Below are 16991 nucleotides of genomic sequence, written 5' to 3'. Positions count from 1 at the left end.
TTTTTGTTTGTTTAAGAAATATTCCAAACACGATAAAAAAAACAGCCAGAATAATTTGTATCATTATTTTTCTCTCAATCTGTTAAATTCATTAATCACTTCGTGATGCGTCACCGTTTTATCTTTAAAATACGTCACAAAATGTTGTTTCTCTTCTTCCGTCGCACCCATTTGGTTTAAAATATTCAAAAGATGCATTTTCATGTGGCCTTTCTGAATTCCTGTGGTTACTAAAGAACGTAAAGCCCCAAAATTTTGAGCCAATCCTGAAACCGCCAAAATACTCATCAGTTCCTGAGCGGAAGGTTTTCCAAGAAGCGCTAAAGAGAATTTCACCAAAGGATGAAGATTCGTCAGACCACCGACAACTCCTACAGAAATCGGAAGGTCGATCCAGAATCTGAAAATTCCGTTATCGATTGTACAATGCGTCAACGAAGAATATCTTCCGTCTTTTGCAGCATAAGCATGCGCACAAGCTTCTGTTGCCCTGAAATCATTTCCTGTTGCAATAACAACGGCATCAACACCATTCATAATGCCTTTGTTATGCGTCGTCGCACGGAAAGGTTCTATTTCGGCAATCGTAACCGCCTGTTTGAATTTTCTTGCAAACTCTTCATTTGAGATTCCGCTGTCGTCTTTCAAATCTTCAATTTTACAAGAAACCTCCGCTCTCACTACACAATCGGGAGTGAAGTTGGAAAGAATATTCATCACGATTTGTAAAGAATTTTTCTCTTCCTGTGTAAAATCTTCACTAATGACGATTTCCTGTTTTAAAGTTTTCCCGAACTGCTCCAGACATGAATTGATAAAGTTGGCTCCCATAGAATCTACGGTATCAAAACTTGCCTTTAGCTGATAATAATTGGGCATTTCGGAAGTTTTGTCGACTAATTTAATGTCTAAAATTCCGCCGCCACGATTTCTCATGTTTGCCGTAATCGCCTCTGTTGCTTCAAATAATTTTTTCTTTAAATTGAAATTAAAAAAATGCTGAAGTTTATGAGATTCCACATCAATAATAAAATGGGTGTGCCCCAATTTTTCGGTGTTGATGATGGTTGTTTTAAATCCGCCCTTATCTATCCAGAATTTTGCTGCTTTCGAAGCCGCTGCAACTACCGAACTTTCTTCCACCGCCATTGGCAAGGCCAATAATTTTCCGTTGATCAAGAAATTGGGAGCGATACCGTAAGGCATATAAAAATTGGAAATTGTGTTTTCAGAAAACTCGTCATGAAGTTTCTGTAAATCTGCATTTTCGTTCCAATATTGATTGAGTATATTTTGATAATCCTGGTTTCCTTCGAGATATTCGTTAACAAGCCAATCTATTTTTCCCTGTTTGGTTAATTTAGAAAAACCTTCTACCGGTTTATGATTCATATGGATAATTTTTATATGTCGTGTGTAATCGTAATTTTTACGACTTCACTCATAAATTTAATGTCCGTAAATATACTAAATTTGCTTTGGAAATATGTTGATAAGTTATTGCTAAAAACACTGACTTTTCTCAATTTTGGACTTAATTTTGCTTTATAACAAAACCGTTTCAACCCATTTTAATTTAAAACTAAATGAATTTTGACCGCATAAAAGACAAGCTTGAAATACTTGCAGATGCTGCAAAGTATGATGTTTCGTGCTCCTCAAGCGGCGGAAAGAGAAAAAATAATGGTGGTTTAGGCGACAGTTCAGCAAGCGGAATTTGCCACACTTACACCGAAGACGGGCGATGTGTTTCGCTTCTCAAAATCCTTTTGACCAATCATTGCATTTACGACTGTATTTATTGTGTTTCCAGAAAATCAAATGATATTAAGCGTGCTGCTTTTACGGTAGAAGAAGTGGTCGATTTAACGATAAGTTTCTACCGCAGAAATTATATTGAAGGTTTATTTTTAAGCTCAGGAATTTTCAAAGATGCCGACACCACAATGGAACGTTTGGTACGTGTTGCGAAAAAACTGAGAATTGAGCATAATTTCAACGGATATATTCATTTGAAATCGATTCCCGGAGCGAGTGACGAGTTGATGAATGAAGCTGCATTGTATGCAGACCGATTGTCTGTAAACCTTGAAATTCCGACAGAATCCGGACTTAAATTATTAGCACCTGATAAAAATCGCGAAGATATGCTTCAGCCGATGCGTGTCGTTCAGAAAGGAATTCAGCAATATAAAGACGAAAAGAAAATAATCAGAAGTGCTCCCAAATTTGCTCCTGCCGGACAATCTACTCAAATGATTGTAGGTGCTACGAATGAAAACGATTTACAGATCATCAAAGTTGCCGATCATTTTTACAAAAATTACGGCATGAAACGGGTTTACTATTCGGGTTATATTCCTGTTACTGTAGATAACCGATTGCCATCAATTACTTCCGAAGTTCCTGTTTTACGGGAAAACCGTTTGTATCAGTCAGATTGGCTGATGCGTTTTTATGGTTTTAAAGCAGATGAGATTTTAGATTTCAACATGCCATTTCTTGATTTGGAAGTTGATCCGAAATTAAGCTGGGCATTGCGACATCTGGATCAGTTTCCTGTAAATCTCCAAACTGCAGACTATAAAATAATATTGAGAATTCCCGGAATTGGTGTAAAAACTGCACAGAAAATCGTAAATGCAAGACGTTTTCAGGTGTTAAGTATTGACCATCTTAAAAAATTGGGAGCAGCGGTAAACCGTGCTAAATATTTCATTGATTTCACCTACGGAAATCCTTTTTTACGACATTTAACCGATTTAAATTTGAGGAAATTGATTATTGGTGGAAGTCAGTCTAAATTTCAAAATCAGTTTACGCAGCAATTGACTTTGTTTTAATCAGTTTAAACACAAGTTTCACAAATATTTTTTCACAAAAACCACAATTTTAAGTACTTTTCAAACTCCAATACACTCAAACCCTTCAACTCAAATGACCACTCTACTCTACGATGGCAGTTTCGACGGACTTTTTACTGCAATATTTGAGGTTTTCGAATATCGTTATAAAGATGTGGAAATTTTTAGCAAAGAGAATTTTCAACAGGAAAATATGTTTGCAGAAATTCATGAAGTGATTACACAGCAGGAAAAATCTGAAAGAGTTTTAAACAAATTAGAACAAAGCATCGAAAAATCAGGAATTAATCAATTACTGAAAGTTTTTCTGTCGGAAGATCAGGAAATGGAAAAGCTGATTTTATCTGCTGTACAACAATCTATCAAACATCCCGGAGAAAATATTTTGCAAAATTTTGCGGATGAAGATATCCTTAAAATCTCAAAAATATGCAAATCGGTAAGCAGAGAAAGACACCGAATGACTGCTTTTGTACGTTTTGAAAAAATGCAGGACGACATTTATTTTGCAAAAATAGATCCTGATTTTAATGTTTTGCCTTTAATCAGAAAGCATTTTAAAGATCGTTATGCCGATCAAAAATGGATGATTTATGATTTGCGTAGACATTACGGTTTGTTGTATGATTTAGAACAATGTGAATTCTTTTATCCTGATGAAAAGGTAGATTTAAACCAATATCAGCAAAAATTTCACGAAGAAGAAAAGAAATATCAGACGCTTTGGCAAAGTTATTTTACCAAAACCAATATTAAAGAAAGGAAAAATACAAAATTGCACATCCAGCACGTTCCAAAAAGATATTGGAAATATCTCACAGAGAAATGGTAAAAAAAGTTTTGGTTAAAGCCAAATTACCATTACAAAAGAAAAGCCGGGCTAAAGCCCGACTCTATTGATATTTTTCATAAAATTTTCTCGAAACAAACACTGTTTTCAATTCCTGCGTATTGTCCGTAATTTGGAATAATGGCATAACCGCATTTTTTATAAAGAGCAACTGCTTCTGTTTGCTTTTTGCCAGTTTCTAAAACTGTTTTTTCATAGCCCAATTCTTTTACCCAGATTTCCAGTTCTTTTAAAACTGTTCCAGCAAAGCCTTTTCCACGATAATCGGGAAGCGTAAACATTCTTTTTACTTCCATTGTATTATCGTCAATGGCTTTTATTGCTCCACAAGCCACTGGTTTTTCATCTTCAAAAATTACAATACAGTTTTTCAGCAGATCAATTTTATTATACTGGTCGTAAAAAGCATGATCTTCGCCATCTATTTCTGCAAGATAAGCATCTAGTTTTTTGACGAGATTTTGAAAATCGTTATTTTCTGAAGTTGTTCTGAGGATTTGCATTTTATTCGGATTTAAGCTTCTTTAGCAGATTTAATTTAAAAATTCACTACAAATTTCCTTTCATTAATCAACTCAGCAATTGCCAACATATCTTTCCCAATCAAACGGTCATCTTCAAGTTTATCAACTTTTGTACGAAGAATTGCGAAGTTCTCTTCAATTATTTTTGAACATTTTGCAGGCCTTCTGAATTCTAAACCTTGCGCAGCAAACATTAATTCAACTGCCAAAATATTGACCAAATTCCCAAGAACCTGATTGAATTTTCTTCCTGAAATACTTCCCATCGAAACATGATCCTCCTGCCCCAAACTTGTTGGAATAGAATCTGCAGATGCCGGAAAACAAAGCGTTTTATTCTCGGTCACCAAAGCTGCAGAAGTATATTGTGGAATCATAAATCCTGAATTCAAACCTGAACTTTCCGTCAATAATCTTGGTAAACCGTATTTCCCTTCCAATAATAAATAACTTCTTCTGTCTGAAATATTTCCTAATTCAGCTACAGCCAACGTTGCATAATCTAAAGGCATTGCCATCAATTGTCCGTGGAAGTTTCCTCCTGAAATAGATTCTTCAGCGCTTAACACAATCGGATTATCGGTAACAGAATTTAATTCTGTTTCAGCCATTATTTTAAGATGTTCAAAAGCATTTCTACTTGCACCGTGAACCTGCGGAACACATCTCATAGAATAAGGATCCTGTACCCTTTCGCACTCTTCATGAGCTTGTAAGTTTTCAGAATTTTTTAAAAATTTCAGCATTCTCGCCGCTACTTTTTTACTTCCTTCAAACGGTCTGATGTCGTGAAGTTCTTTTTTAAACGGGCTTGCAGAACCTCGGTACGCTTCAAGACTCATTGCAGCTGTCATATCTGCTAAATCCAATAAATATTCAAATTTTTCTAAACCTTTTATAGCATGAGCCAGAATAAATTGAGTTCCGTTGATTAATCCCAAACCTTCTTTCGGTCCTAAAACTAAAGGCTCAAGATTGTTCTTTTCTAAAATTTCTGCAGTTTCATAAATCTCATTTCCTACCCAAACCTGTCCGAGGCCTAAAAGTGGTAACACTAAATGTGAAAGCGGCGCCAAATCACCTGAAGCTCCTACAGAACCCTGTTCCGGAACTACAGGAATGATATCTTTTTCAAGCATCACAATAAATCTTTCGATCACTTCCAGAGAAACTCCCGAAAATCCCTTAGACAAAGCATGAACTTTCGCAATCATCATGATTTTTGAAAATTCTTTATCAATAGGTTTCCCCACTCCTACTGCATGAGAAATAATTAAATTATACTGAAGTTGAGCTGTTTCATCAGCCGAAATTTTAGTATCACAAAGAGGTCCAAATCCTGTATTAATCCCATACACACAACGATCTGACTCTACAATCTGTTTTACATTATTCTGAGATTTAATAATCTGCTCCTTCGCTTCTTTACTTAACTGAGCTTTATTTGGGTCTTTACAGATTTCCAAAACATCATGAAAACTGAAAGTATCTATACCGTATATCATTTCAAAAAATTTGCTTAAAAATACACATTTTGAAGCATACCGAAAAAACCGATTAAAGCTAAAATACAGCATTCTTAAATTAAACAATATTTTGGCTCATAAAAACACTCAACAATTGTAAAATATTTTATCAAATCAACAATTATTTAGTTATTTTTACCGCATTAATTTAAACTAATATCTATGAAATTTAAAGCTCTATTATTGGCACTTTCGTTATCAAGTGCATTTTCATTTGCTCAGGACAAAGTGAAATATTCTAAGGAGGACATCAAAAAAATGGAAACGTATTTATTCAATGAAGGATTTAATATTCCATCTCCAAAGAAAATATCTACTATTATAATGAAAGATGGTACTATAAAAAAGGGATATTGCAGCAAAGTTGATTCTAAAAGAGGACAGATTTACGAAATTGCAATTAAAGACAGCGCCACAAAAAAGCAAATGACTTTTAATGCTGAAAATGTAAGTGAAATGTACATTTACCCAAGTAATGCTGAAAAAATTGCAAAAGTTGGAAAATATTTTGGAAACATCAGAAATTTTGGAACTAAAAAATTGACAAAAAACACAACTGCTGAAAGCATTCACTTCATCAATCAAACTGTTTCTTTAAAAAACAAAAAAGATGACAAAGAATTTTTGATGCAGCTCATCAATCCTGAATTCAATGACATCATCTCTGTTTATTACGATCCGAGAGCAAAAGAAACCGGTGGTTTTTCAGTTGGCGGTTCACCTCAATTGGGTGGCGGTGTTATCAAATCTTACTATGTAAAAAAAGGCGATAAAGTAATGTGGCTACACAAAGATGATTTTGAAGACAACTATGATTTCTTATTTGGGGACAATGCAGAATTCGTGAAAAAATACCCCAAAAAATCTGTAGAATGGGATTATTTCAGCTTTTTGGTAAGTCAATACACCGAAATGACAAACGGATAAAATAATTTAACAATAAATTTGAAGCTGTAGAAATTCTGCAGCTTTTTTGTTGTTTTCAAATACATTCAGAATGCTTAATTTTGTGTTATGAATCCGTCTTTAGAATTACAACTTAAAACTTTACCTTCCGAACCTGGCGTTTATCGATATTATGATAAAAACGAAAATTTGCTGTATGTAGGAAAAGCAAAAAATCTAAAGAAAAGAGTACTTTCTTATTTCAACAAAACGCTTTCCGGTTACCGTACCAGAATTATGGTCGGAAAAATCAGCCGTCTTGAAACCACCATTGTAAACAGTGAATACGATGCACTTTTATTGGAAAATAATCTGATTAAAGAACATCAGCCTTTCTACAATGTGATGTTGAAAGATGATAAAACATATCCGTGGATTTGCATTAAAAATGAAGATTTCCCTAGAATTTTCCTTACAAGAAATAAAATAAAAGACGGCTCAGAATATTTCGGACCTTACGCAAAAGTGCGCCCCGCAAAGATTTTATTGGATACGATTAAGCATATCTATAAACTCCGTACATGTAATTTAAATTTAGCTCCAAAAAAAATTGAGGAAGGAAAATACAAAGTCTGCCTTGAGTTTCATATTAAAAACTGTGAAGGACCGTGTGAAGATCTGGAAAGCAAAGAAGATTATGACGAAAAGATCGATGCGATTCGAGGGATTGTAAAAGGTGATTTCCGAAGAGCAAAAGAATATCTCATCAATCAAATGACGAAATATGCATCTAATCTTCAGTTTGAAAATGCCCAAATTATTAAAGAAAGACTGGATATTCTGGAGGATTATCAGGTAAAACATACGGTTGTAAATCCGGATATTGATGATGTAGATGTTTTTGGAATGACGAGTGATGAAACGGCTGCTTACGTTAATTATTTCAAGATTAGAAACGGAAATATTATTCAGAGTTTTACGACAGAAATTAAAAAAATGCTTGAAGAAAGTGATGAAGAAATCATGGAAGAAGCTTTGATTGAAATCCGCCAAAAATTTGATTCTGATTCTAAAGAAGTGTTGCTTCCGTTTCACTTAACCGTTGAAATCCCTAATGTAAAACTGATTGTTCCGAAGGTTGGAGACAAGAAAAGAATTGTAGAGCTTTCAGAAAAAAATGCCAAAGAATACAGAATTGAAAAACTGAAACAAGTACAGATTGTAGATCCCGAAAGACATTCTAACAGAATTATGGCAGAAATGCAAAAATTGCTAAGAATGCCCGTCGAGCCGAGACATATCGAAGGTTTTGATAACTCTAATATTCAGGGAACCAATCCGGTTTCGGCGTGTGTTGTTTTCAAAAACGGGAAGGCAAGCAAAGCAGATTACAGAATCTTCCATCCTAAAACAGTTACGGGTCCTGATGATTATAAGACGATGGAAGAAGTGATTTTCAGACGCTACAAAAGAATGCTGGAGGAAGGCGAAAGTTTACCCCAATTAATTTTAATTGACGGTGGAAAAGGGCAGCTGTCTTCTGCAGTAAAAAGTTTAAAACTTCTTGGTCTTTACGGAAAAATTACCATTGTAGGCATTGCCAAAAGACTTGAAGAAATTTTCTTCCCCGAAGATCCTATTCCGTTGTATCTTGATAAAAAGTCTGAAACGCTTAAAATTTTACAGCAAGTACGTGACGAAGCGCACCGTTTTGGGGTAAGACATCACAGAACAAGGCGAACTAATTCTACGATAAAATCTGAACTTGAGGAAATTCCGGGTGTTGGTGAAAAGACTATTGAATTGCTTTTATCTAAATTGAAATCAGTCAAAAGAATAAAAGAAGCCAACCTTGAAACTTTAGAAGAAATTTTAGGAAAATCTAAGGCAAAAATACTCTGGGAATTTTTCAATGCCGGATAAAATAAAAAAACTCTTATCGATGATAAGAGTTTTTCAATTATTGTTCAAGGGAATTTTTAAACGCCTCCCATTACATACATATTTTCCATTGTAGGAATTTCGCTTCCACCTTCTTTTTCCAGCGTAATGGCAAACGCCTGTGCGCTTGGAATGTTGGCTAAAGCTATTTTTGCATCTTTGTCGTCTGTATACATTCCGGCGCTTACCGGTTTTCCGTCTGCAATTGCCCACAATTGGTATTGCATTCCTTCCGGTGCTTTTGGCAAACTATTTGCGGTAAGATAAACATCTTTTGAAGTTTTATCCCAATATACGACAGCATTGGATTCGGGATGTTTTTCAACACCCGCCAAAACAATTTTAAGCATATTTGGGTTTGAAGTGATCTTCAATTTTTGCTCAAGATTTTGCATCGCAAGATTTTGAGATTGCTTATCAGATTTCAAAACAGCTAATTCGTTTTTCATTTCGTTTTGGCTGCTCATCCAATACAGGTTGGCTCCAACACTTACTAAAAATAAAACAGTGGCTGCTACGGCAAAATTTTTCCAGCCGTTACTTTTTTCTATCTTACTTTCGTGTGTTTCTATCTGCTGAGTCTCTGCTTTCGGTACGACATTATTTAAAGGAATTACAGGTTTTTCATCTTCAACTTTTTGTTCCAGTTGAATTTTATCCCAAATTTTTGATTTTAAATCATTGGGCGGTGTCACTGCCTGCGCTGTTGCAAGCAATTCAAAAGTTTTTTGCGCTTCTTCATAAGCGGCTTTCACTTCAGCATTATTCTTCATCACACACTCCAAAATTCCCGCTTCCTCTGGAGAAGCATGGCCTAGAATGTAAGATTCTAGAATTCCGGATGATATGTATTCTTTACTATCCAATTTATTGATAATCTTTTAACAAGTCTTTTAATTTAAGTAATGCATTTCGCATTTTGGTCTTTACAGTGCCCAACGGCATATTCAGTTTTTCTGATATTTCACTCTGCGTGAATCCCTGATAATAAGCAAGATCAATAAGTTCCTGTTTATCAGATTCCAAACTTTCAAGCACTTTATTAAATCCAATAAAATCTGAATTATTGGTAGTTGTAAGTTCCGCATTCTCATATACGAAATCTGGAAGTGGTTGGTTTTTAAGTTGGTTTTGAAAACTTTTAGATTTAAGATAATCAATTGCTGTATTTCTGGCAATATTAATCATCCAAGTATAAAATCTACCTTTCAAAGCATCATATTGATGAATAGAATTCCAGATTTTTACGAAAACATCCTGAATAATTTCCTCTGTATATTCTTTAGACTGAACGATTCTAAGGATTACACCATACAACGCACCAGAATAGTTTTCATACAAATGATGAAAACCAGCTTCGCTTTTCCTTCTCAGTAAAACGATAAGTTCTTCTTCTGAATAATTTGTTTTTATGGTGGATATTTTTCATATCAAATGTAGTAAAATAAAGTAAATAATGAGAAAAAACTTTTAAAAATTTAATGTCATTAATAATGATTCTCAAAATAATGCGTTACCGTTAATTTATGTTAAAATAAAAATTTTAAAATCTAAACCAATCTGCTCTTCGTAAATGATGGTAACGAGACAAAAAACAATTACTCAATTAATAATATTTAAAAATTAAAAAAATGAACACAAGATCAAAAATCGCAGTATTCGGAATGGTAGCTTTATCATTTGCATTCAGTGGAAATGCAGCTGCACAGCAAATGAAAGAAAAAACAGTAATGGTAGGTGGAGCAGCAATGTATCCTTCGAAAAACATTATTGAGAACGCAGTAAACTCCAAAGATCACAAAACTTTGGTCGCTGCGGTAAAAGCTGCAGGATTAGTTGAAACACTTCAAAGCAAAGGTCCTTTCACAGTATTCGCACCAACTGATGCAGCTTTTTCAAAATTACCTGCAGGAACTGTTGAAAATTTGGTAAAACCTGAGAATAAGGCAATGCTTACAAAAATTTTGACCTACCACGTTTTACCTGGAAAATACAGCGCAAAACAAGTTTGGGCAGCGGTAAAAGCAGGAAATGGTAAAGCAATGATGAAAACGGTACAAGGTGAAGAGCTTACATTCTGGACAAAAGGGAAAGACTTATACGTTACCGATGCAAAAGGTAATAAGGCGAAAGTTACCATTGCAGACGTTAACCAATCAAATGGTGTAATACATGTAATTGATACGGTATTGATGCCTTAATTTTAGTTTTTATGGTTTATTTTAAGGAAGGCTTATCTGAAAATTCAGGTAAGCCTTTTTTATGTTTAATATAAAGTTTTATTGCTATTTTACAGGTGACAATACTTCTTTAGAATACTCATCATTATTCTTCGGAATTTCGATCACCAAATTTCCGTTTTCATAATAACCTGTTGTAGATTCACCTGAACTTAATTTAACTCTGAAAACATCTTTTTTAGTAGTCTCTTTGAAAGTGGCAAAAGGAACTGAACTATTTCCATCAACTAAAATAAACTGAGCCGCATCAATCTGAATTTTCTGAAGACTTAGTTTTCCGTTGCTGTATTTTTCAGCTTTTGAACTTTGAGATTTTTGTTCGGTTACTTCAGGAGTCTGTTGAACTGATTGTGTAGACTGCACCTCTTTTTTATACTCTGTATTTTGAATTGGGCGAGACACAGGAATATTCACAAAAGTTTTGGACAAAGCATCTTTATAACCTTCTTCGTACTCTTTAATTGAAGAGCTTCCTTTTTCAGAAGAAATTACCTTATCGTTGCAATCTTTCAATTCTAAAACAATTTTATTTCTAAGAAAGCTGCTATCATTTATAATATTTGCATTCAAAACATTACACGGATTAGCGTTAGCTTCTTCCGGCCATTGCCCTCTATTTTCAGAAATTACAACATATTGTTTAGATTTCAAATGATTAGTTAAAAAAGTACTGAGGCCGTAGTTTGTTTTTTTAAAACTTTCATAAGCTGTCGGAACAACTACGTATTTGTAATCTGAAACTTTCTGTGCATATGAAAGCATTACACAAAAAGACGATATTATAACAGATAATTTTTTCATAAAAATATATTTAAACTAAATTAATCATTTCTAAATTCTCCCATATCCAGTTTTAATGAGAAGAAATTAGAATAAAAATTAGAACCTCCAATTCCTGAATTACTGATTGCGTAATCAAGCGTCAAACCTCTGTAACGAATTCCTATCCCTGCGCTTGGCTGGAAAGAAACTTTTCTCTGAAGATCTTCAATATCGGTAATGGACTGAAATCTATTAACACCCAATCTTACAAAGATCATTTTCTGATATCCTAATTCTGCTCCTGCATACGGCGTAATACTTGCAAAATCTGTTGAAAGAAGGGCTGCCGTTTTAGCAAAATCTACATTAATTCCAGCTTCCGGTAAAATATAAATACTGCTATTAATATTAAACATTTTACTTGCTCCTGCATTTAATTTAGGCATTGTCAACTCCATTTTATCGGTTGGAGCAGGGTTAAATTCTTCACCGTTTACAATGGTAGACAATTCTTTTTGATTCACACTCCAGAAATTGACAGTCGTAGTTGCATCACGAAGAACACCTCCGAATTTCCAGCCGTTATCAGCTTTATAAATTGCTCCTACATCAAAACCAAAACCATATCCACTTGCAAATTTCCCGACATTTCTGTACACAATTTTGGCATTTACACCGACATCCAATTTAGGATTACCTCCGGGATTGAATGCGTACGTAATAATTCCGGCATAATCCGATTGTGAGAATTTAGTAATTTTATCGTAATCAATATTTCCTTCAGTATCGATTAATTGAGTGGTATTCAAAATATTATCTACACCAAGCCTTACAATGGAAACTCCAAAAACGCCGGTTTCTAAAACTTTGGCGTAGGCCAGATAATCATACTTAGCAATAGATTCAAAATATTCTGCGTGCATTGCTGCGCCTTGCCAATCTCTTGTAATGCCATTCAAACCTGCGGGATTCCACATCGGCGAATAGACATCATCCTGATTGGTCATTACGGCACCTCCCATCCCGATTCCTCTCGCTCCGGCACCTATATTTAAAAATTCATTGGAATATTTTCTGATAATCTGAGATTGAGAAAACCCAAATAAAAGGGAAAATACTAATAATAGATATTTTTTCATCGTGTAGAAATGGATGCTTAGTTAATGTTTTTTTGTTTTCTAGTTTTTATCAGTGCGTTTACAACAATTGCCAAAATCATAACCAAAGATGCAACATAAAATACCGGGCTCATGTGTTCTGATTCTCCAAAGATAAAAAAAGCTAGTATAATTCCGTAAACTGGTTCTAAATTAACTGTTAAAATTAAAGTAAAGGGCGAAATATATTTCATAAGCTTCACCGATTCGAACATAGGATATGCTGTAAATACACTTGCCAATAAGCCTATTAACGCAAGATCTTGATAGTTTATTTCGTTCATCTGCATGATTTGTCCTGTTGCCAGATAAAATATCATCAGAATAAACCAACCTGAGAAAATTTCATAGAAAATAATATTTCCGGAACTGGTTTTTCCGAAAAGTTTACCATTAAAAACTGAAAAAACGGTTCCGAAAATTGCGCACAAAACTCCGTAAAAAATTCCTTCTTTATATTGAAACTCGGTTTTAAAAATAAGTAAAATACACGCAACAATCACAGTTCCCATGACTACTTCTGAAATATCAACTTTTCGTTTAAAAACAATTGGTTCCAAAACTGAAGCAAACAAGGTAGACAATGAAAGGCAACTTAAAGCGATAGAAACATTAGAAACCTTAATCGAATAAAAAAAGCAGTACCAGTGCAGCGCCATAAAAAGACCAACACCTGATAATTGCAAAAACAGTTTTTTTGAAACTTTAATACTCTCTTTTTTATAAATCCTTATAAATGCATAAAGAAATATGGCAGCGAAAAGCATTCTGTAAAAGACAAGAATCTGGGCATTTGCGGTGATCAGTTTACCTAAAATAGCAGTGAATCCCCATAAAAAGACAATTAAATGTAATCTGAAAAGCGCTAATTTCTGCATATTGATCCTCTGAATTTTAAACAGACAAATTTACAAATAGCTTTTCATTAAATTTAAAAAAATCTAAGATTACTTTAATTATTTCTAATGAAAATTCCCGCCTTCTGATTCGGCTTAAATTTAATTCTATAAATTACTTTAATACTGAAATTCAGATATAGAATATTTGGTATAAAATCCAAAAACCCTGAAAGTCTATGAAACTTTCAGGGCCTTCAAATAATAAACTATTAAAAAAATAAACTAGGAACTTAGAGTATTTATATAGAAACTTTCATTTCTATTACTCTATTGTAAAGTTAGCAAAATATGCACCAAAAAAAACATGTAATTTGTTAAAAATATCATAATTTATTGATAATTAAACCTTTAACATATTATAAAACATATTTTATTACTTTTTCTAAAAATAGTATCTTTAGCCAGATTAAAATATAATTTCATGGATATTGAATTTAACAAAAGAGAAGATCAAAATAAATTAAAATTATCTGAAATAAACCGTTTGCTGACAGAAATAAAAAAAGGCGGCGGCGAAAAAAGACTTCAGAAACTTCGTGATGAAGGGAAAATGACTGCAAGAGAAAGAATAGAATATCTTCTTGATAAAAATTCAGATTCCATCGAAATTGGTGCTTTTGCAGGTTACGAAATGTATGAAGAGCACGGAGGTTGCCCAAGTGGTGGTGTTGTGGTTGTTATGGGTTATGTTTCAGGAAAACAATGTTTAGTTGTCGCCAATGACGCTTCCGTAAAAGCAGGTGCCTGGTTTCCAATTACTGGAAAGAAAAACCTGAGAGCGCAGGAAATTGCCATGGAAAACAGACTTCCAATCATTTATCTGGTAGACTCTGCGGGAGTGTATCTTCCGATGCAGGATGAGATTTTTCCGGATAAAGAAATGTTCGGAAGAATTTTTAGAAATAATGCCAAAATGAGTGCTGCAGGTATTATCCAGATCTCGGCTGTAATGGGCAGTTGCGTTGCAGGTGGAGCTTATCTTCCGATCATGAGTGACGAGGCTATGATTGTAGACAAAACCGGATCTATTTTCTTAGCCGGAAGTTATTTGGTGAAAGCTGCAATTGGTGAAAGTATCGACAATGAGACTTTAGGTGGAGCAACAACGCATTGCTCAATTTCAGGAGTTACCGATTATAAAGCTAAAGATGATAAAGATGCTTTAGACCGCATTAAAAATATTATGAAATCTGTTGGAAGTTATGAAAAAGCAGGCTTCGATAGAATAGAAAGTTTTCCACCAAAAGAAAAAATAGATAATATCTTCGGAATTATGCCTGTTTCACGTGCCGATCAGTACGATACTTTAGAAATCATTAAATGTATCGTTGATAATTCGGAATATGAAGAATATAAGCCAGATTATGGTAAAACTATTATTTGTGCAACTGCAAGAGTCGATGGCTGGTCTGTAGGAATTGTTGCGAACCAAAGAAAATTGGTAAAAAGTGGTAAAGGAGAGATGCAGTTTGGTGGAGTAATTTATTCTGATTCTGCTGACAAGGCAACCCGCTTTATAGCAAATTGCAACCAAAGAAAAATCCCATTGATCTTTTTACAGGATGTAACAGGATTTATGGTGGGTTCAAAATCTGAGCACGGTGGCATCATCAAAGACGGAGCAAAAATGGTAAATGCTGTTTCTAATTCTGTAGTTCCTAAGTTTACCATTATCACTGGAAATTCTTATGGTGCCGGAAACTATGCAATGTGCGGGAAAGCATATGATCCAAGATTAATTGTAGCTTGGCCATGGGCAGATTTGGCTGTAATGGGAGGCTCTCAGGCAGCAAAAGTTCTTGCACAAATTCAGGAGTCTACTTTGAAAAAACAAGGAAAAGTAATTACTGAAGAAGCGCATCAGGAAATTTTAGATACCATTACAAAAAAATATCAAAAACAAACAGAAGCTACTTATGCTGCTTCAAGATTATGGACAGATGCTATCATTAACCCTATCGATACCAGAAAATGGATTTCTATGGGTATTGAAGCCGCTAACCATTCTCCTATAACTGAAAAATTCAATTTAGGAGTAATTCAAGTCTGATTAATTCACGGTTTTAAAGAATTTTGCCCTGCTTTTAGAAGCGGGGCTTTTTATATTATGTTAAATAGTCCTAAAGAATTATAAAGTTTCAAAACGACATACTACTAGGGTAAGATTTTTGTTATTAGATTATATCTAAAAACTAATAAGCACTACAACCTCTTTTTAATTACTAATCCCAAAAGGAAACCTATGAAAAGATATTTTGCAGTATTTATTGCCTTATATACCGTCGTTTTATTGTACATGATGTTTTATGCATCTGGAAGAGAACCTTCTGAAATTTCATATATTCAGCATCAGCCGTTTATCACTATACAGCATTTTTTTAATGATAATAATATAGATAATCAGGCTTTTATTGTCAACATATTTGGAAACATATTTTTATTCAGTCCGTTTGGATGGCTAGGATTATGCATCAAGAAATTCAACCGTTTTATTCCTATCACATTGTTCTTTTTAATAGCAATAAGTACAATCGAATCAATACAATACCTCACAGGAAGAGGCGTTGCCGATATAGATGATGTATTTCTGAATACTCTCGGAATGTTGCTGGGTTATGTTCTATTTAAATACGCAACCTGGAAAAACATTGCCAACATTCAGGTTCACTTTCAACTAACAGAAAACAAAGAGCCTATCACAGCCTCTTAAATTTACAAAGCCAATAGATCAGATCATCTGTTGGCTTTTATATTTTTACAAAAATTTTCAGGATAGATTAGTCCATTTAATTGACTGCTTAATTTTTTTCAGGAGCTTTATCCGGCTATCCGCTATTACTCCTCACTCCTTTCTTCGCCAAAGCTAAACCTTCGACTTTTCCACTCTGTTGCGCGTTAACCGCTTCTATTCTGGCTAGGGTTAGAGGTATTCTACAGTAATCTTTGAATGTTTGTTCTTTAATTACAATTACAGGTTTCAAATTCATCTTTTTAAAATTCAATATTTATCATCTGGAATATAAAGATCAAAAATCAAGATTTTAAGTAAGATTTACACTCAAGATAAAAGGTAAAACATAACAAGCACTTCGGAGGAGCGCAACCTTTGTAGCGCATAAAGCATCATTTTCATAAGCTCCGGAGGAGCGAAACAACCAACAACCAACAACCAACAACCAACAACCAACAACCAACAACCAACAACCAACAACCAACAACCAACAACCAACAACCAACAACCAACAACTAACAACCAATAACTAACAACTAACAACCAACAACTATCACTTATCAATATTGCCTATTACTCATTGCTTATTACTCATCATTTAGGTTTAGATCA

The 16991-nt window shown here is 34.2% G+C and carries 15 protein-coding genes; 7 read left to right on the top strand and 8 right to left on the bottom strand.

The window, feature by feature from the left end; genetic code table 11:
* Window positions 1–63 precede the first annotated feature (63 nt).
* Window positions 64–1392, bottom strand: coding sequence for a hydroxymethylglutaryl-CoA reductase, degradative (locus OH814_RS20235; protein WP_115621201.1), 1329 nt, complete (start codon window positions 1390–1392; stop codon window positions 64–66).
* Between the two features lie 194 nt (window positions 1393–1586).
* Here OH814_RS20235 and OH814_RS20230 point away from each other — a divergent pair, with 194 nt between their 5' ends.
* Entirely contained in the window at window positions 1587–2843 is a 1257-nt protein-coding gene (locus OH814_RS20230; RefSeq protein WP_308829417.1) for a putative DNA modification/repair radical SAM protein, read from the top strand.
* Between the two features lie 94 nt (window positions 2844–2937).
* Complete coding sequence (locus OH814_RS20225; protein ID WP_308829416.1) at window positions 2938–3696, top strand: TIGR03915 family putative DNA repair protein; 759 nt, start codon at window positions 2938–2940, stop codon at window positions 3694–3696.
* A 74-nt stretch (window positions 3697–3770) separates the two neighbouring features.
* Here OH814_RS20225 and OH814_RS20220 read toward each other — a convergent pair whose 3' ends face one another.
* Together OH814_RS20220 and hutH are read right to left on the bottom strand one after the other, a co-directional pair.
* Window positions 3771–4217 carry a GNAT family N-acetyltransferase gene (locus OH814_RS20220; RefSeq protein ID WP_308829415.1) on the bottom strand — a complete coding sequence of 149 codons (447 nt, stop codon included), beginning with the start codon at window positions 4215–4217 and terminating at the stop codon, window positions 3771–3773.
* A 35-nt stretch (window positions 4218–4252) separates the two neighbouring features.
* Window positions 4253–5743: a histidine ammonia-lyase gene (gene hutH, locus OH814_RS20215; RefSeq protein WP_308829414.1), complete on the bottom strand. Its 1491-nt coding sequence runs from the start codon at window positions 5741–5743 to the stop codon at window positions 4253–4255.
* Window positions 5744–5926: 183 nt separating this feature from the next.
* On the opposite strand from hutH, the gene OH814_RS20210 reads away from it, so the two are divergent.
* Together OH814_RS20210 and uvrC are read left to right on the top strand one after the other, a co-directional pair.
* Entirely contained in the window at window positions 5927–6691 is a 765-nt protein-coding gene (locus OH814_RS20210; RefSeq protein WP_308829413.1) for a hypothetical protein, read from the top strand.
* An 87-nt stretch (window positions 6692–6778) separates the two neighbouring features.
* Complete coding sequence (gene uvrC, locus OH814_RS20205) at window positions 6779–8572, top strand: excinuclease ABC subunit UvrC (RefSeq protein ID WP_308829412.1); 1794 nt, start codon at window positions 6779–6781, stop codon at window positions 8570–8572.
* Window positions 8573–8628: 56 nt separating this feature from the next.
* On the opposite strand, the gene OH814_RS20200 is transcribed toward uvrC, so the two are convergent.
* The gene (locus OH814_RS20200) at window positions 8629–9456 is read right to left on the bottom strand and encodes an anti-sigma factor (protein ID WP_308829411.1); all 828 of its coding nucleotides are present in this window, start codon (window positions 9454–9456) and stop codon (window positions 8629–8631) included.
* A 1-nt stretch (window position 9457) separates the two neighbouring features.
* Window positions 9458–9931, bottom strand: a complete 474-nt coding sequence (locus tag OH814_RS20195; protein ID WP_308829410.1) for a sigma-70 family RNA polymerase sigma factor — start codon at window positions 9929–9931, stop codon at window positions 9458–9460.
* Between the two features lie 290 nt (window positions 9932–10221).
* Here OH814_RS20195 and OH814_RS20190 point away from each other — a divergent pair, with 290 nt between their 5' ends.
* Entirely contained in the window at window positions 10222–10791 is a 570-nt protein-coding gene (locus OH814_RS20190; RefSeq protein WP_308829409.1) for a fasciclin domain-containing protein, read from the top strand.
* 84 nt (window positions 10792–10875) lie between these two features.
* Here OH814_RS20190 and OH814_RS20185 read toward each other — a convergent pair whose 3' ends face one another.
* From OH814_RS20185 to OH814_RS20175, 3 genes are read right to left on the bottom strand one after another with little or no spacing between them, the layout of a single operon-like run.
* Window positions 10876–11631 (bottom strand): hypothetical protein, encoded by a 756-nt coding sequence (locus OH814_RS20185; RefSeq protein WP_308829408.1) that lies wholly within the window; start codon window positions 11629–11631, stop codon window positions 10876–10878.
* A gap of 20 nt (window positions 11632–11651) precedes the next feature.
* Complete coding sequence (locus tag OH814_RS20180) at window positions 11652–12731, bottom strand: PorV/PorQ family protein (protein ID WP_076562918.1); 1080 nt, start codon at window positions 12729–12731, stop codon at window positions 11652–11654.
* Window positions 12732–12748: 17 nt separating this feature from the next.
* Window positions 12749–13627 (bottom strand): EamA family transporter, encoded by an 879-nt coding sequence (locus OH814_RS20175; RefSeq protein ID WP_308829407.1) that lies wholly within the window; start codon window positions 13625–13627, stop codon window positions 12749–12751.
* A gap of 442 nt (window positions 13628–14069) precedes the next feature.
* Between OH814_RS20175 and OH814_RS20170 the strand changes: the two genes are divergently transcribed.
* Both OH814_RS20170 and OH814_RS20165 read left to right on the top strand, forming a co-directional pair.
* Complete coding sequence (locus OH814_RS20170; protein ID WP_115621191.1) at window positions 14070–15698, top strand: acyl-CoA carboxylase subunit beta; 1629 nt, start codon at window positions 14070–14072, stop codon at window positions 15696–15698.
* A gap of 192 nt (window positions 15699–15890) precedes the next feature.
* The gene (locus OH814_RS20165) at window positions 15891–16358 is read left to right on the top strand and encodes a VanZ family protein (RefSeq protein WP_308829406.1); all 468 of its coding nucleotides are present in this window, start codon (window positions 15891–15893) and stop codon (window positions 16356–16358) included.
* Window positions 16359–16991: the final 633 nt, after the last annotated feature.

Origin of the sequence: Chryseobacterium sp. CFS15 (genome assembly GCF_031118795.1) — a bacterium.
In the GTDB taxonomy this organism is placed as follows: domain Bacteria; phylum Bacteroidota; class Bacteroidia; order Flavobacteriales; family Weeksellaceae; genus Chryseobacterium; species Chryseobacterium indoltheticum.
This window is presented reverse-complemented; position numbering and strand designations above follow the sequence as displayed.

Excerpts from the sequence above, each read along its gene's own strand:
- OH814_RS20235 (WP_115621201.1), bottom strand. The coding sequence starts at position 1,392 with ATGAATCATAAACCGGTAGAAGGTTTTTCTAAATTAACCAAACAGGGA.
- OH814_RS20230 (WP_308829417.1), top strand. The coding sequence starts at position 1,587 with ATGAATTTTGACCGCATAAAAGACAAGCTTGAAATACTTGCAGATGCT.
- OH814_RS20225 (WP_308829416.1), top strand. The coding sequence starts at position 2,938 with ATGACCACTCTACTCTACGATGGCAGTTTCGACGGACTTTTTACTGCA.
- OH814_RS20220 (WP_308829415.1), bottom strand. The coding sequence starts at position 4,217 with ATGCAAATCCTCAGAACAACTTCAGAAAATAACGATTTTCAAAATCTC.
- hutH (WP_308829414.1), bottom strand. The coding sequence starts at position 5,743 with ATGATATACGGTATAGATACTTTCAGTTTTCATGATGTTTTGGAAATC.
- OH814_RS20210 (WP_308829413.1), top strand. The coding sequence starts at position 5,927 with ATGAAATTTAAAGCTCTATTATTGGCACTTTCGTTATCAAGTGCATTT.
- uvrC (WP_308829412.1), top strand. The coding sequence starts at position 6,779 with ATGAATCCGTCTTTAGAATTACAACTTAAAACTTTACCTTCCGAACCT.
- OH814_RS20190 (WP_308829409.1), top strand. The coding sequence starts at position 10,222 with ATGAACACAAGATCAAAAATCGCAGTATTCGGAATGGTAGCTTTATCA.
- OH814_RS20185 (WP_308829408.1), bottom strand. The coding sequence starts at position 11,631 with ATGAAAAAATTATCTGTTATAATATCGTCTTTTTGTGTAATGCTTTCA.
- OH814_RS20180 (WP_076562918.1), bottom strand. The coding sequence starts at position 12,731 with ATGAAAAAATATCTATTATTAGTATTTTCCCTTTTATTTGGGTTTTCT.
- OH814_RS20175 (WP_308829407.1), bottom strand. The coding sequence starts at position 13,627 with ATGCAGAAATTAGCGCTTTTCAGATTACATTTAATTGTCTTTTTATGG.
- OH814_RS20170 (WP_115621191.1), top strand. The coding sequence starts at position 14,070 with ATGGATATTGAATTTAACAAAAGAGAAGATCAAAATAAATTAAAATTA.
- OH814_RS20165 (WP_308829406.1), top strand. The coding sequence starts at position 15,891 with ATGAAAAGATATTTTGCAGTATTTATTGCCTTATATACCGTCGTTTTA.